Genomic DNA, 18,760 nt, shown 5'->3' on the forward strand with positions numbered 1-18,760 from the left:
TTAGTCTGCTTTTTTCCGGCGGACAAAGACAATCATGGATAACAGCGAAAACTTAACGGCGATGATGATGTTCGCCCGCGTGGTGGAGTGCAGGAGCTTCAGCGAGGCCGCACGCGCGCTCGGCCTGTCAAAATCCCACGTCAGTCGGGAGATCGCCCGGCTTGAGGTGCGGCTGGGATTTAAACTCTTGCAGCGCACCACACGCAAACTGGCGCTGACCGAGCTGGGTCAGGCCTACTATCCTTTCTGCACCCGTATGCTGGCGGAGATGCATCGCGCCGACGCCTTTGTCCAGCAGCTGCATCAGAACGTTGCGGGCAACGTGCGGCTGCAGGCGCCGGTCACCTACGGCTGCCAGTGTGTGGTGCCCGCGCTTAATCCTTTTCTGCGGCGCCATATCCATATCAACGTCGATCTCGACCTGACCGATCGCGGCAGCGATCGGCTGGAAGAGCAGGTCGATATCGCCATCGTTATTCGCGCCCGCGCGCCGCAGGGAGCGCACGTTCGGGTGTTAGGTAATATCGACTGGGGGCTCTACGCCGCGCCGGACTATCTGGCGCAGCGCCCGCCCGTTACCCATCCCGATATGCTGCCGCGCCACGATTTGCTGATGTTTCACGGTCCGGCGCATACCGCCGCGCTCCCTTTTCGTCGCGATAAGCAACGACTGGCGATCGACGTGCGCAGCCGCTTTCGCGCCAACAACAGCATGGCGTTGCTCAACGCCGCGCAGGCGGGCAGCGGCATCGCCTATCTGCCTTCCTATATGGCGCAGGCGGCGCTGGCGCGCGGCGAAATCACCCAGCTACTGGCGGAGTGGCAGATGGATCGCCTGCAAAGCTATCTGCTGCTGAAGGAGGCGCAGCCCGCCGCGCCGGTCAGCCTGCTGTGTGACACGCTTATCGCCGCGCTGAATAGCTGATTGTTGCTGTCTGGCAACAGCGGGCGGCGCTGAGTAATTATCGCGGCGGGACTGTTGTTCACGCATCAACGCCGCTAGCCTGAAGGTCAAATAAGACGGAGGGCTTTATGGAAGCGATCGCCGCGCCAGATGCGCAAATCTGGAAACGTAACTTATGGGTCTGCGTGCTGGGCTCGTTCAGCACTATCGTGGCGATGACGCTACTGCTGCCGTTTCTGCCGCTCTATGTGCGTCAGCTCGGCGTGACGGAACCGGCGGCGATTGCGCGCTGGTCCGGGCTGGCCTATGGCGCGACCTTCTTCAGCGCCGCGCTGACCGCGCCGCTCTGGGGCAGGCTGGCGGATCGCTATGGCCGCAAGCTGATGCTGATCCGCGCCAGTCTCGGCATGGCAATCGCGATGGCTCTGATCGGCATGGCGAGCGCGCCCTGGCAGCTGGTGGCGCTGCGCCTGCTGGCGGGGCTGCTTGGCGGCTACGCCTCCGGCTCAACCATTCTGGTGGCGTCCCAGACGCCGAAGGCGCAGACCGGCTGGGCGCTCGGCGTGCTCTCATCCGGGATTATGGCGGGCAATGTCGTCGGCCCGCTGCTGGGCGGCGTGCTGCCGCCGCTGATTGGCATCCGCCATACCTTCTGGCTGACCGGCGGCGTGATTTTTCTCGCCTTCCTGGCGACCGCGTTTCTGCTTAAAGAGCTGCCGCGTCAGCCTGCGGCGACGCATCGCGCCGACAGCGGGTCGGGCCGCGTCAATCACGGCGTAGTAAGGCTGATGTGGCTGTCGGGAATGCTGCTGATTTTCGCCAATATGTCGATTGAGCCGATTATCACGCTCTATGTCGGGCAGTTTGTTCAGGGGGATCACACCGTCACCGTTACCGCCGGGCTGGTGATGGCCGCAGCCGCGCTGGGCAGCATTCTTTCTGCGCCGCGGCTGGGCAAACTGGCTGACCGTATCGGCCACTGGCGCGTGCTGAGTGCCGGGCTGCTGGTCTGCGCGATGCTGCTTATTCCTCAGGCGTTTATTACCGCCGCGTGGCAGCTGGTGGTGCTGCGCTTTTTAATGGGGATGGCGCTGGGCGGCCTGTTGCCCTGCATCACGGCGATTATTCGGCACAGCGTGCCGGAAGGGCAGGTTGGCCGTATGCTTGGCTACTCCACCTCTGCGCAGTATATCGGTCAGGTAAGCGGCCCGCTGTTCGGCGGCATTATTGGCGGGGCGTACGGCATGCGGCCGGTATTTTTGCTGACGGCGGCGGTAATGGTGCTGTGCGGGGCAGTGAACGGGTGGAAAAGCCGGAAGGAACAGCAATAAAAAAAGCGGACCGAAGTCCGCTTTTTTAATCACCTCAACGAGGCTTATTTCTCATCGGGCAACGCATAGGCAATAACGTAGTCGCCCAGCTTGGTGCCGAAGGAGCCATGACCGCCTGCAGCGATGACAATATACTGCTTGCCATTCGCTTCATAGGTCATCGGCGTCGCCTGACCGCCAGCCGGCAGACGCGCCTGCCACAGCTGCTCACCGGTTTCGGTGCTGAAAGCGCGCAGATAGTTATCTGCGGTCGCACCGATAAAGAATACCTTACCGGCAGTGGCGATCGGGCCGCCCAGCATCGGCATACCCATCTTGAACGGCAGCGGAACCGGCGCGCTGTCGCGCGTGGTGCCGATACGTTTCTTCCAGACGACTTCATTAGTTTTCAGGTCGACGGCAGAAACGTAGCCCCAGGCCGGCTGTTTACACGGCAGACCAAACGGTGACAGGAACGGGTTCAGCTCAACGCCGTACGGCACGCCGTACTGCGGCTGGATACCGGTTTCGGTGCCTGAACCGCCGTTCGCGCCTTCTGGCGGCTCGATCGGGTTGCCCGGACCGCGCGGCACCAGTTTAGAAACAAACGGCAGCGCCATCGGGTTGGCAATAGCGATCTGGCGATGCGGATCGACCGCAATACCGCCCCATTCGAACATGCCCAGGTTGCCCGGGAACACCAGCGTGCCCTGCTCGGACGGCGGAGTGAACGGACCTTCGTAGCGCAGGCGCTTAAAGATCACGCGGCACACCAGCTGGTCATACAGGGTCGCGCCCCACATATCCTTGTCCGTCAGATTCTGCTTCGGACGGAAGGTAAGCTCGGAGTAAGGCTGCGTCGGCGAAACGTGGTCGCCTTTCGCTGCGCCCTGCGGAACCGGGGTCTCCGGCGCAGGCACAACCGGCTTCCCGGTACGGCGATCCAGCACAAAGATGTTGCCGGTTTTCGCCGGGGCGTAGATCACCGGAACGGTATTGCCGTCTTTATCGGTGATATCGGCCAGCGTCGGCTGCGACGGCAGGTCCATGTCCCACAGATCGTGGTGTACGGTCTGATAGGACCATACCAGCTTACCGGTGGTGGCGTTCAACGCCAGCACGCTGCTCGCATAACGCTCCTGCTCCGGCGTACGGTTGCCGCCCCAGATATCCGGGGTAGAAACGCCCATCGGCAGGTAAACGGTATCCAGTTTCGGATCGTAAACCGCCGGCGCCCAGGAGTTCGGCGAGTTCATGGTGAAGGTGTGTTCGTCAGACGGGATCGCGTTAGGATCTTTCGCGCCCGGATCGAAGACCCACAGCAGTTTGCCGGTGTTAACGTCGAAGCCGCGGATCGCGCCTGACGGCTCGCGGGTCGAGTAGTTATCGGTTACCGCGCCCGCAATCACAATAGTGGTATCGGTGATAACCGGCGGCGAGGTCGGCTCATACTGACCTGAGGTAGTGACCGGCTGCTTGTGCTGCAGATCCAGCTCGCCGTTGTTGCCAAAGGCAGGGCAGCGTGCGCCAGTTTCCGCATCCAGCGCGAACAGGCGACCATCGTTTACCGGCAGGTAAATACGGCGCGAGCAGAGCGCAGGCTGGCTGTTAGCGGCATCGGCCGCAGCAGGCACTTCGTGGTAAGAGACGCCACGACAGGTGACATGCTGGAAGGTCGGGTTCGGTTTCAGGCCCGGATCGAATTTCCACTTCTGCTTGCCGGTGGTCGCGTCGAGCGCGAACAGGATCTGGTGCGGCGAGCAGAGGTAGAGGGTGTCGCGAACCTTAATCGGCGTCACTTCGTCGGTGATTTCACCCGGATCGTTCGGGGTTTTCAGATCGCCGGTCTGGAACTGCCAGGCAACCTGCAGGTTCTTCACGTTCCCTTCGTTGATCTGCTTCAGCGGCGAGAAGCGAGTACCCTGCTGGTCACGCGCATAGGCGGGCCAGTCAGCATCGTCGATATTGCTCAGCGGCTGTGCTGGCGTGGCGTTCTGCGCGGTTTCCGGCAGCTTGCCATTCACCGTCTGCGGATCGTTAAACACCGCATAGGCCAGCACGAGAGCGCTGGCGATCAGCGCGACAGCCATGCTGCCCAGCGCGGCTTTGCTGCCAGCGTTTACGCTACGGTAAACGAAGGGCAGGATCAGCCAGACGCCGAAGATCACCAGCACGTCGGTGCGCGGCGCCAGGGCCCAGAAGTCAGTGCCGACTTCCCACACGCCCCAAATCAGGGTGCCGATCAGCAGCAGCGCATAGAGAACCAGCGCGGTGCTTTTGCGACGTGACAGCAGATAAGCGGTGATAAGCATAACCACACCGCCGATAACGTAATACCAGGAACCTCCGATAGCGGCTAACCAACCACCGCCAATCAGCATAAACGCGCCCGTCAGGAATGCGAACAGCACCGTCAGGAAACGAATTACGCCAAAAGATGAGGAACTTTTCCCCATAATGTCGACCTCGTTTTTTTGCCATAAAAACACAGAAAACAACGAATTAGGCTGTTTTCACGTCATAAAGTACGTAAGAAAGCAGGTGTTCAATGCCGCTCTTTCCGTGAGCAACGCTGTCCATGTGAGTTAAATTTTATAGCAAAAACGTTAAGAGGTTTGATTTTTTTAGCGCTTTGCGCTTGAGCGCGTAATTAGGACGACATTTTATGGGGTTTTACGCTGCGTTATGGCGCGAAGCCTGCGCCCATAACGCCAGCGGTTGGGTTTTTCCTCGGCGATTCAGCTAAACAGAGAGCCTGCGCATCGCTGCTGCTGCCAGCCAGATATATTCAACGCCTTCATCACCTCGGCGGGCGGCGCGGGCTGAGCGCTGCGGACAATAACCTTAATTTCTCTTTCAGCAAATGAAGATAATAAAAAGGGGAAGGTGAATTTTTGATAATTAGCGTTAAAGAAATCTTCGCTTAACACGATGCCGGAAAAAGGAAAAGAGTCAATCAGCCGCCAGTCAGCGCCGGGCGGGGCGAAATCGAGTAGCCAGAAGTGGAAAATATTTGTTATTTCAGGCAAAGCGAGGCGGCACTCTTTCAGGGCGTCATAGTTAATGGCAAGACGGATCCGTGAATTTTGCCATAAGCGATATTGCTCCGGTGCGGCAATGATTTGTTTAAGCTGCTTTACCGTGACGGGAATAATCATTAAGGCTGCTTCATTTGCAGAATGATTCGTCCACGCAACTATGTCGGTATTATTATTGATTCCCTCAACATCATCCAGTAAGTAAGGTTTGGAATAACAAAAACCCAGCAGCGTACCTGCAGGGCAGAGAATATTTTCAGTAACATATGGATTGTACAAGCTATTTTCCATGCATCTCTGGTTAAAAGAAAAAGTCGGACAAAAATGAAAATTGATTTTCAAGGTAACGCTCAGGTTACTGCTGGACTCAATATAAAACGGAATTATTAAAGGCGTCACCCTTTTTATGCGCCTTGTTGCGCGGCTATTAGCAGCCATTATAATGAAACCTTTAATAATTTACTGGTCCTGATTTTGGGTTTCTGGAAATAAATAGTCTGATAATAGTCAGTAATTAACCCAATAACAGGCGTGCCATTTTACCCGCCTGACAAAGCACATCCCGACATTGCCAGGCGACGGGAAATCAAGCACGCTGTGCTACGCATTCGCCTGCGCGGATAAAAAAGAGAGGCTCATGCTATGACGTGAGTCGGCAGAGTGATCAACGGGATATATTATGGATTCTATGGCATCGACAGCGGATGATTCGCTGTTAAAACACCGGGCGTTTGTCGCTTTCTGGCTGGCACGCACCTGCTCATCGTTTGGCTTTCAGATGTTCTCCGTCGCCATTAGCTGGCAGATCTACGCCCTTACCAGCAGCGCTATGGCGCTGGGCATTATTGGCCTGATGCAGTTTCTGCCGTCGGTGCTGCTGGCGCTGCCTGCCGGTCATCTGGCCGATCAGTACGACCGTCGGCGCATCGTCCTGCTGGGTCAGCTGATAGAGTTTGTCGCGCTGGGCGCACTGGTGTTGTTAACCCTGTTTCAGTGGGCAGGCAAAATAGAAATCTGGGGGCTGGTGTTCCTTATCTCCGTGGCGAAAGCGCTGGAGTGGCCCGCCATTACCTCGATGCTGCCTTCGCTGGTACCGCCCGCTATTCTCGCGCGCGCCATGGCCTCGACGTCAGTCGGCAGCCAGGCGGCGGTTATCGTCGGCCCCACGCTGGGCGGTCTGCTCTATGTCGCCGGACCGGACGTGGTCTATGGCGTCTCTGCCGCCTTTTATCTGCTGTCGCTTTTTCTGGTGGCCCGCCTGCATTATGAGCGTCCGCCGCAGACGCGTCTGCCGATGAATCTGCCGAACCTTTTTGCCGGCGTGCGCTTTATCCGCGATCGTAAAGATGTGCTCGGCGTGATTTCGCTGGATCTTTTCGCTGTCCTGCTCGGCGGCGCGACGGCGCTGCTGCCGATTTTCGCTCAGGATATTCTTCACACGGGTCCCTGGGGGCTTGGTCTGCTGCGCGGCGCGCCTTCAGTAGGCGCGCTGCTGGTGGGATTGTGGCTGAGCCGCAATAAGCTGGAGAAACATGTCGGTATGATCATGTTCGGCTCGGTGGCGGGATTCGGCATCGCGACGCTGGTGTTTGCGCTCTCCACCCAGCTCTGGCTGTCGCTGCTGGCGCTGGCCGCGCTTGGCGGATTCGATATGGTGAGCATGGTGATCCGCGGCGCGCTGGTGCAGCTCGATACGCCCGATGATATGCGTGGCCGCGTTAACGCGGTCAACGCCATTTTTATCAACACCTCAAACCAGCTCGGCGAGTTCGAGTCAGGGATGCTGGCCGCCTGGTTCGGCGCGGTACCTGCCGCGGCGATTGGCGGTATCGGCACGCTGGTGGTGGTGGGTCTGTGGATGGCGCTGTTCCCGCATTTACGTAAGCGCCAGAAGCTGGAGAACGATGTCGATGCCGCATAAAAAAACCGGCCCATGGGGGCCGGCGACAGTGAGCTTCCAGTCATACCGCTAATCACAGACTAAGGCGCGACGGGGGACGGCGCGCCTCAGGAGAGGGCCATCAGGCCCCTGTTTTTCCCAGGTTGGCGTCAAAGGTTTGCCAGCTTTCGCGCATATCCACTACGCTGCGGGTTTTGCGCGCCTCATCGATTTTTATGGCGGTGAGGCCCGCTTCCAGCGCGTCCACAACTGAAACTTTCAGCGGTGTTCCCTGTTTAATGTGTTTTACAATCTCTTCCGCCATCAGCGCGTCGGCACCGTAGTGGCCATCGTAAGCGTTGCCGCTGTAGGCGGTATCGACTTCTTTCTCGCCGCTGCGCGCATTGTGGACGCGGAAATAGTTGCGAACGAAATCCCCTTCCGCCATCCCGTCGGTACCGATGACGCAGAAGCGACGGAACTCATCCGGCACGTTCAGATTGGCGTGAAAGGCGAGGGTCGCTCCGCCCGCGTATTCAATCAGGGCGGTCTGGTAGTCGACAATATCCGCATCGCTGTCAAACACCGCATCAGTACTCGACCAGCCGCTTGGCTTGATATGGTAGACCTCGGAGTCAGCAGTTACCGTCCCCTGCGGGGCATGCGCCGGGGTAAAGGATTTACGGCCGCCAAAGCTGGCCACCCGCACCGGTCGTTGCTGCATCAGCCCCTGATAAAGATCGATGTCGTGGCAGCATTTTTCCAGAATGTAGGGACCGGCATATTTTTCCAGCCGCCGCCAGTCGCGCTGGAAGAATGCGCCATGGTAAGGCTTGATATGCTCTGTCGCCTCAATTGACGTGATTTCGCCCAGCTGACCGGCGTCGCGTGCGGCCAGCAGATCGTGATAGAGCGGCGAATAGCGCAGTACCAGCCCAACCAGAATGCGCGCCTCGCCATATTGACGCACCAGCTTCGCCATCTCCATGGTCTGCTGTTCGTTGATCACCACCGGTTTTTCGGTAAAGACGGTATAGCCCGCCGCCAGCGCCTGGCCCACATGCTCAAGGTGGAGAAAATTAGGTGAACCCACCAGCACCACATCCATACCGCCGTGCTGCAGTAATGCCTCAGCCGAGTCAAACGCCTCTCCCGGATCGATACCAAAACTATGCAGATTAGGCAGCCCGGCGGGAGCCGGGTCGTAATAGCCCACCACTGAGAAGGCGTCGTCAGCGTTATTGAACTCTTTGATGACGTGGGACAGACGAAAGCCAAGACCGATAATGCCTACTTTCATGTTAAACCCCTGATCCTGAAATCGGATAGCGCAGAGCCCGCTCATAGCCAGGCGCGACTGTTGATAATCTGAACGCCAACTTATTACGGTAGAAAAACTAATGTCAATATCGCGCTGCAATATTTGCAAAGGAGGTTTTATTTATCTTTATGTAAATTAAGATGAAAATCCGGATATTTTTTTGCGATATTTATTTGTTATTGCGATTTAAGTTTTTTTACCCTATCGTTCGCTCATTATGGCTACAACTCTTAACCAGTGGAGGCGGGAGGAAACGCGTGCAATCACACTATCTTCTTGGCATTGATGGTGGCGGCACCCAGTGTCGCGCGCGGTTAACCGACCTTCAGGGTACGGTACTGGCGGAAGCCGCTGGCGGGCCTGCTAACGTCTGGTCACAGTATGAGGCCGCTCTGTCCAGCGTCGGGCAGCTGATCGACACGGTATTTGTACAGGCCGGACTGTCACCAAAGATGCTGGCACAGACCTCGCTGGTCGCCGGATTAGCTGGCGCTAACGTCGCGTCGGTACAGGCGCGGCTGGCCAGCTGGCAGCCAGTATGTGCGGCTTTACAGGTGGTCAGCGATGTAGAGATCGCCTGCGCGGGCGCCCACGGCGGGCAGCCTGGTGCGGTGTTCATTACCGGCACCGGTAGCCAGGGCGCCGCCTGGGATGGCGCACGCTTCACGCTGCTGGGCGGCTGGGGCTTTGCCCTCTCCGATCACGGATCGGGCGCGGAGCTGGGCCGCCGTGCGCTGCGCCTGGCGCTGCTGGCTCACGAAGCGATTGTCGGGCAAAGCGATTTTACTTATCAGCTGATGGCGCAATTTGATCACAGTCCGGAAACCATGCTGTTGTGGACCCGTACGGCCGCGCCCGCTGACTGGGCGCGAGTGGTGCCGCAGATTTTCGCCGCCGCTGCTGCCGGTGACCATCATGCACAGGACCTGTTGCGGCAGACGGCTGAAGATATCGGCCTGATGGTGCGTCGACTTACGGCGCTAAGCTCCGGGCGCGTGGCGTTGATGGGCGGCCTGGCGGCGCCGATTTATCGCTGGCTGGCCGCCGATATCCAGGCCCGGCTGGTGATGCCGCAGGGTGACGCGTTAAGCGGAGCGCTGACGCTTGCCCGCGCGCATCCTGCTTTATCGTCCGATAACGTCACTCCGGCACAGCTACCCAGTCACTGACCGGAAGCCTGCTGGTTAACGACAGGGATATAACCCGAGGAATTTATGACCGCTCCCAACGTGACCGCGCGCATTCTGCGGTTGATTGTTGAAAACGCGCCGATTAGCCAGTCCGATCTTAAAGTCCGCAGCGGCCTGAGCATGTCGACGGTCTCGCAGGCGACCAATCGCCTGCTGGCACAAGAGATTGTGCAGGAGCTGGGGCTGCGTCGCGTGTCGATGGGACGGCCCAAAACGCTGCTGGGGCTCAACCCCGATCGCGCCAGCGTAATCGGCATCCAGCTCAACGCTGAACGTAACCTCATCGTGATGACCGATCTCAGCGGCAATTTGCTGGGCGAACAGCAGATGCCTTCTGGTCCCCTGACGCCGCGCCAGCTCGGCGATGCGCTGGCAAAATTCCTGCGCGGCGTTGAAGAGAAGCGGGTCGGCGCCATCGGTCTGGCGTTATCGGGGCTGGTAGACGCTGAAAACGGCTACTGCATCCGCTCGAAAGTACTCGACTGGGAGAACGTGCCGGTCGCGCGTCAGCTGGAGGAACGCTTCTCGCTGCCGGTCTTTATTGAGAATGATGCCAACGCGATGGCGATGGCGGCGCTGGTATTTGGCCAGCTCGGCACGGCTCAGTCGGCGGTTATCGCCACCTACGGCAAGGGCATTGGTGCCGGGATCATCCTCAATCGCCAGCTCTACCGGGGGCGCCACGGCAAAGCGGGCGAGATTGGTAACGGGCTGGTCGGCGACGGCTCGCTGCGGTTGCTGGAGGACGTGGCCTCCTCCCGCGCTATTTTGCAGCGGGTGGCGGAGCACGAGCCAACTGCGCTAACCACACTGCAGTCGCTGGATCAGCGTCCGACGCCAGAGGTGCTGGCAGCGCTGGAAGAGGCGGGGCGTGAGCTGGGGATCTCGCTGGCAAATCTGTCGGTGGCCTACGATCCCGATGTGGTGTATCTGGCGATGGAGCCGCATATGGCGTCGCGCATTCTCCTCGATCACATCACCCAGAGCTTCCAGGCTTACCGGCTGAAGCTGACGCCGCATATGACGCCATTGCAGTTCCTGACCGAGTCAAACCGCATGTGGGCGCTGGGGGCGGCGGGTTTTGCCGTTAACCGCCTGCTTGACCTGCTGGCGGCGCAGGCCGATGAAGAGCCGGTAACCTGATACCGGCTGTCAAAGAAAACGGGCGCCGCAGCGCCCGAAAATCCTGTTCGCTTCTCTTAACGTAGCCGTTCTCCGCGCTCGTCAAATAGCAGGCAATGAGCGGCGGAAATGCCCAGTTCTACCTGTGCGCCCAGCTCGCGCGCATGCGCTTCGCGCTCCTCAACCACCAGCATCTGTTCACGCCCAATGTCGAGATAGAGATAGTTGGTGTGGCCGAGCATTTCGCTAAACGACAGCTCACCCTGAAAGCGCAACGCCTCTGGCGTTTGCATCACCGCCTGAAAATGCTCCGGCCGAATGCCCAGCGTTACCGCTTGCCCCTCGCGGCAGGGCGCAGCAACGCGCAGCACCAGGCTGTTAATCTTCAGCTCCGGCACCCGCAGCTGCACTTCGCCTTTGCCAACCGCGCTGATTTCAGCGTGCAGGAAGTTCATCCTGGGCGAACCGATGAAGCCGGCGACGAAAAGGTTATCGGGATCGTGATAGAGCGTTAACGGCGCGCCAACCTGTTCAATGCGGCCCTGACGCAGCACCACAATGCGGTCAGCCAGGGTCATCGCCTCCAGCTGATCGTGGGTGACATATATCATGGTGTTGCCTAGCGAGGCGTGCAGCCGGGCAATCTCAATCCGCATCTGCAACCGCAGCTCCGCATCAAGATTAGAGAGCGGCTCATCGAACAGGAAAATCCGCGGACGGCGAATGATCGCCCGACCAATCGCCACGCGCTGCCGCTGCCCGCCAGAGAGCGCGCGCGGCAGGCGGTCAAGGAGTTCGGTCAGGTGCAGACGCGCCGCCGTCCGCTCAATCGCCTCGGCAATCTCCGCCTTTGATTTTTTCATCACCTCAAGCGGATAGGCCAGATTTCCGCGCACCGTCATATTGGGGTAGAGCGCATAAGACTGAAAGACCATGGCGATGCCGCGTTCGGTGGCGGGCTGCTGCGTCATGTCCTGCTCCTCAATCAGCAGCTGCCCGCTGCTGATCTCCTCCAGCCCGGCGATCATGCGCAGCAGCGTTGATTTACCGCAGCCGGAAGGCCCGACAAATACGACAAACTCACCGCTGTTGATCGTCAGATCGATGCCATGAATGACACTGACGTGCTCGTAAGACTTCTTCACATTCTGCAAGCGCAGGCTGGTCATCGGCTACCTCACTCAGAGTATCTGGCCCATGTAAATGGCGTTGCTGCGCATGATCGGCGTGAATCCCATGCGCTGATAGAACGCGCAGACCTGCTCGTTTTGCAGGCTCACGCCAAGGTGTACGCCGCTGACGCCTGCCGCCCGTAACGCTTCCAGTTCATGCTCAATCATTTTGCGTCCCCAGCCCCCTTTTTGCGCCGCTGGCAGCAGGTTGATGTGCAGATGCGCTGGCCACTGCGCCACCAGCGCGTCAGCCGCACTGTCGGGCTGACGGATGGCGTCGAGCACTTTATTATCAAGCGGCGCGCTGGCGGTACGCTGGCGATATTTCTCCTGCCATAACGGCCACCATTCCGCCTGCAGCTGCGCCTCGAAGGCACGCGTATCGGGCGCGGCTACCACATAACCCATTACCTCGCCGCCGATCTCCAGCACAAAGGCAAAATCAGGCGCGAAGCGCGCATAGGGCACGGCAAACCGCTGGCCGGGATAGTCCGGATCAGAGTAAAGCGCGCGGGCATCGCCTCCGGCATCGGCTGTCTCCAGACAGATGCGGTAGAGCGCCGGATAGTCCGCCGGGGTGGCCGGACGAATGACACCTTGATTCGCCATAATGCATTCTCATAAGTGGGTGAGAGGGGCAGTCGATGAACCGGCCCGCAGATGAAAAGTTACGTTAGTGAAAGCGGACTTAGTTTTCAAGATAGAATAATTATCTTATCGCACTAACGCATCGGGTTCGGCAATCTTTACCGGTATCACCTTTCACAACTGTGATCGCCAACACGCACGACAGGCGGCGTCTGAGGCTGGCTTTCAGAACTGGAAAAACGGAAAAATGTGAGCGTGATAGGATTTTCATATGTTTTATCATGAGGTTATTTTGCAATGGTGACGTTGATATTTTGTGCTGAGGAAAGACGTTCGGGTGGCGTTCCGCTGCGGTCAGGTCACGGATAGCCAGCGCGGCATGCTGATTTTGCCGCCACAATGCTGTTTATTTGCGCGTGCTCACAGCGTTGCAATTTCACCGGCTGGCTGTTTGACTTTATTTTTCTATTAAAGTAAGTATGGATAAGCGTGTGATGTAAAAGGCTTCAGCCTGCGGGATGGCGGGCGGTGAGATGAAAGGATGCCGACCCTGGTCTGGAGAAGGTGAGCATAATGTCTGTTTCCTCAGTTCGTTCGTTCCGTATTCGCAATGTGGGTCGGCTATTGGCGGCGGGCTTGCTGGCGGGCAGCGTCGCGCACGTCGCGCAGGCCGCCGTCACCCTCAATGAGTGGGATATCTATAACTATCCGCAGCAGACAGCCGCCGTGGACGAGGGCATTAAAGCCTTTTCGCAGCAGAATCCAGGCATTGTGATTAACCGGTCGGTACACTCGTTTGAAGATACGCGTATTCCGCTCAAGCTGGCGCTCACCGCTGGCGACGGGCCGCAGATCGCCCAGGTGAATCAGGGCGGCGGCGATATGGGCTCCCTCGTGAAAGATAAACTGCTGGTGCCGCTGGATAGCTATGCCAGCGCCGACGGCTGGACCACACGCTTCCCCGACTCGATTCTTAAACGTAACCGCTGGTCAGACAGCGGCGAATTCGGCAGCGGCAAACTGTACGGCGTCGCCAGCCTCGGTGAAATGGTTGGGCTTTACTACAACAAAGCGCTGCTGGATAAAGCGGGCATTGCGGTTCCCAAAACCCTGGCTGAGCTGGAGAGCGCCATGGCGAAGCTGAAACAGCAGGGCACCGCGCCGATGATGCTCGGCCTGCTGGATGGCAACATGGGCCAACAGCTGCTCAGCACCCTGTGGCAGGCGCAAATAGAAAGCCACGACCGTAAGGCGCTGGACAATCTGATTTACGATGTCGGCGGCAGCTTTAAGGATGACAAGCTGGTGAAGGCCGCCACCATGATGAAGCGCTGGACAGACAACGGCTACTTTTTCCCGGGCTTCCAGGGGATCGGTCACGATGACGCCGCGACGCTGTTCCAGAACAATCAGGCGGCCTTCCTGGTGAGCGGCACCTGGTACCTCGGCCAGTTTAAAGACAATAAAGATATTCACTTTGCCGCCATGCCCGCCGGTGACGGCGTGAAGCAGCCGCTGATGGTGGGCGGTACCGACCTGGCCTTCTCAGTCACCAGCACCGCGAAGAGTAAAGAGCAGCAGGATGCGGCGGCGAAATTCATTAACTATATGGTATCGGATGAGATGGCTGACCGCTGGCTGAAGATCGGCTTCCTGCCTGCCAGCACCAATAAGACGGCCAAAATGCCGACGGACAATCCGCTGCTGGCGGAGGCGTATCAGGTGTGGCTGACGCTCAACGACTATGACGGTCTGGGCCACTACGTTGACTGGGCGACGCCGACCATGAATGCCGAGCTGAATCAGAACGTTCAGCTGCTGCTGGCCGGCCGGCAGACAGCCGACCAGATGATCGCTAATTTTGACGACAACTATCAGCGTTACCTGAAAACCCTGAAACATTAAGCCGGTGGCCCGGCCTATTGCCGGGCCTGAGTGTCGTTCTGAGCCACGAGTACGGTTATGTTGAATCTAAGCGGTTGGCGTAATTTTCTCTATGTTCTGCCTGCAGTACTGGTCTACGCGGTATTTCTGCTCTTTCCATTGCTGGCCTCGCTGGGCATCAGCTTTACCGAGTGGGACGGCACCTCGCTGCCGCTGTTTAGCGGTGTCAGCAACTATCTGCGCATGTTCAGCGATCCGGTATTCTGGATTGCGCTGGGTAATAACGCCATCCTGATGCTGTTCTATACCCTGTTGCCCATTAGCGTGGGCCTGCTGCTGTGCAGCTTTTTGTATGACACGCGCAGTAACAGCGAACGAAGCGTGCTGCGTATTCTCTTCTTTCTGCCCTATATCATGCCGATGGCGGTGCTGGGGGTCGTATGGCGCTGGCTGTATAACCCGGCGTTTGGTCCGATCGATCAGGTACTGCGTGCTATCGGCTTGCCGCAGCTGGCGATGTCGTGGCTCGGTGACTTTACCTGGGCGCTGCCCGCCGTCGGCTTAGTCGCTACCTGGTACTTCTTCGGCTTCTGTCTGGTGCTGTTTATGGCGGGGCTGCAGCGGATGGATCCTTCTCTGCTGGAGGCGGCCGATCTGGATGGCTCCTCGCGTCGCCAGAAGTTTATGCGAATCACCCTGCCGGGCCTGCGGCCCGAGTTGCGGATCGCGCTGCTGTTGACGGTTATCGCCAGCCTGAAGGCGTTTGATCTGGTCTATGTGATGACCCAGGGCGGGCCGGGCACCTCGACCATGGTCACCAATATCTTCATGTATAAGCAGGGCTTTGACCTGCACTACTTTGGCTATGCTTCATCGGTAGCGGTGTTCAGCATGCTGATCGTGTTAGGGATTAACTACCTGATACACCTGGCTTTAAAGGAGCGTTACTGATGCGAAGTACGCTGGTGATTTCACGCGCGCTGATCTGGATTGTTGCGCTGATGACCATCCTGCCGTTTCTGATGGCGCTGATGACCTCCTTCAAAACCCAGATGGAGCTGTTTCAGGGCGTGTTCACGCTGCCCGCCTCGTTTAGCATCAGAAACTACGTTACCGCCTGGCAGCAGGGGCATTTTAACATCTACTTCCTTAACTCAGTGCTGGTGGTCATTCCTGTGGTGCTGTGCAGCGTGCTGCTTGGGATTCTGGCGGGGTTTGGCTTCGCCTGGCTGAAAATTCCCGGTAAAAAAGGGATTGCGGCGCTGCTGGCGCTCGGTATGGTGCTGCCGAGCGAGGCGTTTATCATTCCGCTCTATCATGAACTGCGCTGGATGGGGCTGACGAATACCTACCTGGCGCTGATCCTGCCGCAAATCGCCTTGTCGCTGCCGTTTACCACGCTGATGATCGCCAGCGCCTTTCAGCAGGTGCCGAAAGAGCTGATAGAAGCTGCGGTGATGGATGGCGCGTCGCGGGTCAAAATCCTGTGGGGTATTCTGGTACCGGCGATCTGGCCGACGTTGTCGACGCTTGGTCTATTACTCTTTATCTGGACCTGGAACGAATTCCTTATTCCCCTCATTCTGGTCAACAAAGATGAACTGCGCACTCTGCCGATTGGCATGATGTTCTTTCAGAACAAAAACACCATCGATATTCCGGTACTGATGGCGGGCGCGATGATTGTCATTATGCCGCTGATAGCGGTGTTCCTGATTTTCCAGCGGAAATTTATCAGTGGCGTGACCGAAGGCGCCGTGAAGTAATGCGAAAGATGTCATATGGCGCGGCGAAGTGGCGGCCAGACAAAGGTTTGCAACGCCAGAACGTGCTGCAATTCTTCCTCCTCACTGTTGCGGGAGCCGCATAATGCACCTTTCCCTTGCTGATTTTCATCCTGCCGCCGATGGCGAAACCCTGGATACGGCGGTGCTGCAATACGCCATGGATCAGATCGCTGCCGCGGGCGGAGGACGCCTGACGGTGCCTGCCGGGCGTTACCGCAGCGGCTGCCTGAATCTGCCCTCTGATTTTGAACTGCACCTTGAAGCGGGCGCAGTGCTGATCGCCAGTCAGCGGCTGGCCGATTACCAGCCGTTCCAGGCGCTGAGCAGCGCCGAGAAGTCGCACAATGTGCTGCTCTACGCCCTTGGCCAGCGCAATCTCACCATCAGCGGCACTGGCCGCATTGACGGCGACGGCGAAGCCTGGTTCGCCGCCGGGCGTGACGAGCAGGGCTACCGGCTGCCGCGCGCCGACAGGCCGCGCATCATTGTGTTTGAAGATTGCGAACAGGTGCGGCTGGAGGACGTTACCATTGTGCAGGCCCCGATGTGGACCGTGCATCTGGTGAGCTGCCGGCATGTGCATATCGACCATCTCACCATCGACAACGCCATGACTATGCCGAATACCGACGCGCTGGATATCGACAGCTGCGAGACGGTGTTTGTCAGCAACTGCTACCTCAGCGCTGCCGATGACGCAATCTGTATTAAAACCACCCACAAACCAGCGGCGCTGCGGCGTCCGGCACGGCAGATTATGATTACCAATTGCCAGCTGCGCAGTTACAGCTGCGCCTTTAAGATCGGCACCGAAACCTGGGATGACGTGGAAGATGTGACGGTCACCGGCTGCACCATATTTGACTCCAATCGCGCCGTAGGCATCCTGTCTCGCGACGGCGGCACCCTGCGGCGTCTGCTGTTCAGCCAGCTGACCTTTGTCTGCCATTATGCGCCGCCGTGCCACTGGGGAAAGGCCGACCCGCTGTTTATTTCAGTACGCAGCCGTCGCCCTGACATTATGCCTGGCAGGGTTGAGCAGGTGCAGTTCAGCAATATCGTCGGCGTGGCGGAAGGGGCGATCAACCTGCATGCGGCGCGGCCGGGCGATATCCGCGACGTGCTGATCGCCAGCGTGCAGCTGCGCCAGACGCTGAGCCATGATAGCGCGCAGGGACAGTATGATATTCGGCCGCCGTGCAACCCGGACGCGCCGACCGGCATGGGCCTGGATAATGCGTATAAGCTCGACCCCAGAACCGGCGAAGCGTACGGCGTAGAGCGTTATCCTGACGGCCTGCCCGCGCTGTTCGCGCGCGGCGTTGAGAACCTGCGCTGGCATCACCTGGCGGTTGAGCGGCCTGAGCCGCTGCCGCCAGGCTGGCATGCAGAGCTGTTCGACGTGGATTAAGCGTTGAGCGCGGCGGCGATCGCGGCGCCAAGCGCTTCGGTGCCTGCGTCGCCGCCAAGATCGCGCGTCAGGCATTCGCCCTGCGCCAGCGTGCGTTCGATAGCGTCGAGCACCGCGTCGCCCGCCTCTTTATAACCCAGGTGTTCCAGCATCATCGCGCCGCACCAGATCTGGCCGATGGGATTCGCCACGCCTTTACCGGCGATATCGGGCGCGGAGCCGTGTACCGGTTCGAACAGGCTGGGGAAGGTGCGGTCAGGGTTGATGTTAGCGGAGGGCGCAATGCCGATAGTGCCGGTACAGGCCGGGCCGAGATCGGAGAGGATATCGCCGAACAGGTTGCTGGCGACTACCACGTCGAACCAGTCAGGATGCAGCACGAAATTGGCGGTAAGAATATCGATATGATACTTATCGACTTTGACCTGCGGATAGTGCTCGCCCATCGCCTCAACTCGCTTGTCCCAGTAAGGCATAGTAATGGCGATGCCGTTGGATTTCGTGGCGGAGGTCAGGTGCTTTTTCGGGCGGCTGTTTGCCAGCTCGTAGGCAAATTTCAGGATGCGATCGACGCCGGTGCGCGTCATCACGGTTTCCTGGATCACCACTTCACGCTCGGTGCCGGGGAACATCGTGCCGCCGACGCTGGAGTATTCGCCCTCGGTATTTTCACGCACCACGTAAAAGTCGATATCGCCCGGTTTGCGGTTCGCCAGCGGTGCCTTAACGCCGGGCATCAGGCGCACCGGCCGCAGGTTAACGTACTGGTCGAACTCGCGGCGGAACTGCAGCAGCGATCCCCACAGCGAGACGTGATCCGGCACGATCTCAGGCCATCCCACCGCGCCGAAGTAGATCGCATCGAAGGTTTTCAGCTGCGCAAACCAGTCATCGGGCAGCATCTTGCCGTGCTGCTGCCAGTATTCGGCACTGGCGAAATCGAACCACTCCCAGCGCAACGCGATACCAAACTTCTCTGCCGCCGCATTCATCACGCGGATGCCTTCCGGCATCACCTCTTTACCGATACCGTCGCCGGGGATCACGGCAATACGATGGATTTTTTCAGTCACAGGGCACCTCACAGGGTTGATGTTCGAATTGTCTCCGCAGTATAACTTTGCATCACCGGGAAATAATTAGCCTGAAACGCA

At 58.6% G+C, this 18,760-nt stretch carries 15 protein-coding genes; 9 read left to right on the forward strand and 6 right to left on the reverse strand.

Annotated features, from left to right (window positions below):
* Window positions 1–34: 34 nt before the first annotated feature.
* Together D7S44_RS12345 and D7S44_RS12350 are read left to right on the forward strand one after the other, a co-directional pair.
* Complete coding sequence (locus D7S44_RS12345; protein ID WP_120455251.1) at window positions 35–925, forward strand: LysR family transcriptional regulator; 891 nt, start codon at window positions 35–37, stop codon at window positions 923–925.
* A gap of 107 nt (window positions 926–1,032) precedes the next feature.
* The gene (locus tag D7S44_RS12350) at window positions 1,033–2,235 is read left to right on the forward strand and encodes an MFS transporter (RefSeq protein WP_120455253.1); all 1,203 of its coding nucleotides are present in this window, start codon (window positions 1,033–1,035) and stop codon (window positions 2,233–2,235) included.
* 44 nt (window positions 2,236–2,279) lie between these two features.
* Here D7S44_RS12350 and D7S44_RS12355 read toward each other — a convergent pair whose 3' ends face one another.
* Both D7S44_RS12355 and D7S44_RS12360 read right to left on the reverse strand, forming a co-directional pair.
* Window positions 2,280–4,670, reverse strand: coding sequence for a glucose/quinate/shikimate family membrane-bound PQQ-dependent dehydrogenase (locus tag D7S44_RS12355; protein ID WP_120455880.1), 2,391 nt, complete (start codon window positions 4,668–4,670; stop codon window positions 2,280–2,282).
* Window positions 4,671–4,952: 282 nt separating this feature from the next.
* Window positions 4,953–5,690 carry a hypothetical protein gene (locus D7S44_RS12360; RefSeq protein ID WP_240629460.1) on the reverse strand — a complete coding sequence of 246 codons (738 nt, stop codon included), beginning with the start codon at window positions 5,688–5,690 and terminating at the stop codon, window positions 4,953–4,955.
* A 241-nt stretch (window positions 5,691–5,931) separates the two neighbouring features.
* Between D7S44_RS12360 and D7S44_RS12365 the strand changes: the two genes are divergently transcribed.
* Window positions 5,932–7,173 carry an MFS transporter gene (locus D7S44_RS12365; RefSeq protein WP_120455256.1) on the forward strand — a complete coding sequence of 414 codons (1,242 nt, stop codon included), beginning with the start codon at window positions 5,932–5,934 and terminating at the stop codon, window positions 7,171–7,173.
* 100 nt (window positions 7,174–7,273) lie between these two features.
* Here D7S44_RS12365 and D7S44_RS12370 read toward each other — a convergent pair whose 3' ends face one another.
* Window positions 7,274–8,431, reverse strand: coding sequence for a Gfo/Idh/MocA family protein (locus D7S44_RS12370; protein WP_120455257.1), 1,158 nt, complete (start codon window positions 8,429–8,431; stop codon window positions 7,274–7,276).
* Window positions 8,432–8,709: 278 nt separating this feature from the next.
* On the opposite strand from D7S44_RS12370, the gene D7S44_RS12375 reads away from it, so the two are divergent.
* Together D7S44_RS12375 and D7S44_RS12380 are read left to right on the forward strand one after the other, a co-directional pair.
* Window positions 8,710–9,621 (forward strand): glucosamine kinase nucleotide-binding domain-containing protein, encoded by a 912-nt coding sequence (locus D7S44_RS12375; RefSeq protein WP_120455259.1) that lies wholly within the window; start codon window positions 8,710–8,712, stop codon window positions 9,619–9,621.
* A 45-nt stretch (window positions 9,622–9,666) separates the two neighbouring features.
* Window positions 9,667–10,785 (forward strand): ROK family transcriptional regulator, encoded by a 1,119-nt coding sequence (locus D7S44_RS12380; protein ID WP_120455261.1) that lies wholly within the window; start codon window positions 9,667–9,669, stop codon window positions 10,783–10,785.
* Between the two features lie 56 nt (window positions 10,786–10,841).
* On the opposite strand, the gene D7S44_RS12385 is transcribed toward D7S44_RS12380, so the two are convergent.
* Both D7S44_RS12385 and D7S44_RS12390 read right to left on the reverse strand, forming a co-directional pair.
* Window positions 10,842–11,933, reverse strand: a complete 1,092-nt coding sequence (locus D7S44_RS12385) for an ABC transporter ATP-binding protein (protein WP_120455263.1) — start codon at window positions 11,931–11,933, stop codon at window positions 10,842–10,844.
* A 12-nt stretch (window positions 11,934–11,945) separates the two neighbouring features.
* Entirely contained in the window at window positions 11,946–12,545 is a 600-nt protein-coding gene (locus tag D7S44_RS12390; RefSeq protein WP_120455265.1) for a GNAT family N-acetyltransferase, read from the reverse strand.
* Between the two features lie 552 nt (window positions 12,546–13,097).
* On the opposite strand from D7S44_RS12390, the gene D7S44_RS12395 reads away from it, so the two are divergent.
* The 4 genes from D7S44_RS12395 (at window position 13,098) to D7S44_RS12410 (ending at window position 17,606) form a co-directional block, all read left to right on the forward strand.
* The gene (locus D7S44_RS12395; RefSeq protein WP_120455267.1) at window positions 13,098–14,429 is read left to right on the forward strand and encodes an ABC transporter substrate-binding protein; all 1,332 of its coding nucleotides are present in this window, start codon (window positions 13,098–13,100) and stop codon (window positions 14,427–14,429) included.
* 57 nt (window positions 14,430–14,486) lie between these two features.
* Window positions 14,487–15,359, forward strand: coding sequence for a carbohydrate ABC transporter permease (locus D7S44_RS12400; RefSeq protein ID WP_120455270.1), 873 nt, complete (start codon window positions 14,487–14,489; stop codon window positions 15,357–15,359).
* On the forward strand, window positions 15,359–16,174 hold the full coding sequence (locus tag D7S44_RS12405; protein ID WP_120455272.1) for a carbohydrate ABC transporter permease: 816 nt from the start codon (window positions 15,359–15,361) through the stop codon (window positions 16,172–16,174). The genes D7S44_RS12400 and D7S44_RS12405 overlap by 1 nt, the downstream gene beginning before the upstream one ends.
* Window positions 16,175–16,277: 103 nt before the next feature.
* Window positions 16,278–17,606 carry a glycoside hydrolase family 28 protein gene (locus D7S44_RS12410; protein ID WP_120455274.1) on the forward strand — a complete coding sequence of 443 codons (1,329 nt, stop codon included), beginning with the start codon at window positions 16,278–16,280 and terminating at the stop codon, window positions 17,604–17,606.
* On the opposite strand, the gene D7S44_RS12415 is transcribed toward D7S44_RS12410, so the two are convergent.
* Window positions 17,603–18,679 carry a tartrate dehydrogenase gene (locus D7S44_RS12415; RefSeq protein ID WP_120455276.1) on the reverse strand — a complete coding sequence of 359 codons (1,077 nt, stop codon included), beginning with the start codon at window positions 18,677–18,679 and terminating at the stop codon, window positions 17,603–17,605. The two genes, D7S44_RS12410 and D7S44_RS12415, sit on opposite strands and share 4 nt — an antisense overlap.
* Window positions 18,680–18,760 lie beyond the last annotated feature (81 nt).

The sequence above is a fragment of the Pantoea piersonii genome (genome assembly GCF_003612015.1).
GTDB classification, from domain to species: domain Bacteria; phylum Pseudomonadota; class Gammaproteobacteria; order Enterobacterales; family Enterobacteriaceae; genus Pantoea; species Pantoea piersonii.

Bases quoted from the DNA above. Each gene is read 5' to 3' on its own strand.
- D7S44_RS12385 (WP_120455263.1), bottom strand. From the start codon at position 11,933: ATGACCAGCCTGCGCTTGCAGAATGTGAAGAAGTCTTACGAGCACGTC.
- D7S44_RS12380 (WP_120455261.1), top strand. From the start codon at position 9,667: ATGACCGCTCCCAACGTGACCGCGCGCATTCTGCGGTTGATTGTTGAA.
- D7S44_RS12360 (WP_240629460.1), bottom strand. From the start codon at position 5,690: ATGGCTGCTAATAGCCGCGCAACAAGGCGCATAAAAAGGGTGACGCCT.
- D7S44_RS12390 (WP_120455265.1), bottom strand. From the start codon at position 12,545: ATGGCGAATCAAGGTGTCATTCGTCCGGCCACCCCGGCGGACTATCCG.
- D7S44_RS12395 (WP_120455267.1), top strand. From the start codon at position 13,098: ATGTCTGTTTCCTCAGTTCGTTCGTTCCGTATTCGCAATGTGGGTCGG.
- D7S44_RS12355 (WP_120455880.1), bottom strand. From the start codon at position 4,670: ATGGGGAAAAGTTCCTCATCTTTTGGCGTAATTCGTTTCCTGACGGTG.
- D7S44_RS12365 (WP_120455256.1), top strand. From the start codon at position 5,932: ATGGATTCTATGGCATCGACAGCGGATGATTCGCTGTTAAAACACCGG.
- D7S44_RS12410 (WP_120455274.1), top strand. From the start codon at position 16,278: ATGCACCTTTCCCTTGCTGATTTTCATCCTGCCGCCGATGGCGAAACC.
- D7S44_RS12345 (WP_120455251.1), top strand. From the start codon at position 35: ATGGATAACAGCGAAAACTTAACGGCGATGATGATGTTCGCCCGCGTG.
- D7S44_RS12400 (WP_120455270.1), top strand. From the start codon at position 14,487: ATGTTGAATCTAAGCGGTTGGCGTAATTTTCTCTATGTTCTGCCTGCA.
- D7S44_RS12370 (WP_120455257.1), bottom strand. From the start codon at position 8,431: ATGAAAGTAGGCATTATCGGTCTTGGCTTTCGTCTGTCCCACGTCATC.
- D7S44_RS12405 (WP_120455272.1), top strand. From the start codon at position 15,359: ATGCGAAGTACGCTGGTGATTTCACGCGCGCTGATCTGGATTGTTGCG.
- D7S44_RS12350 (WP_120455253.1), top strand. From the start codon at position 1,033: ATGGAAGCGATCGCCGCGCCAGATGCGCAAATCTGGAAACGTAACTTA.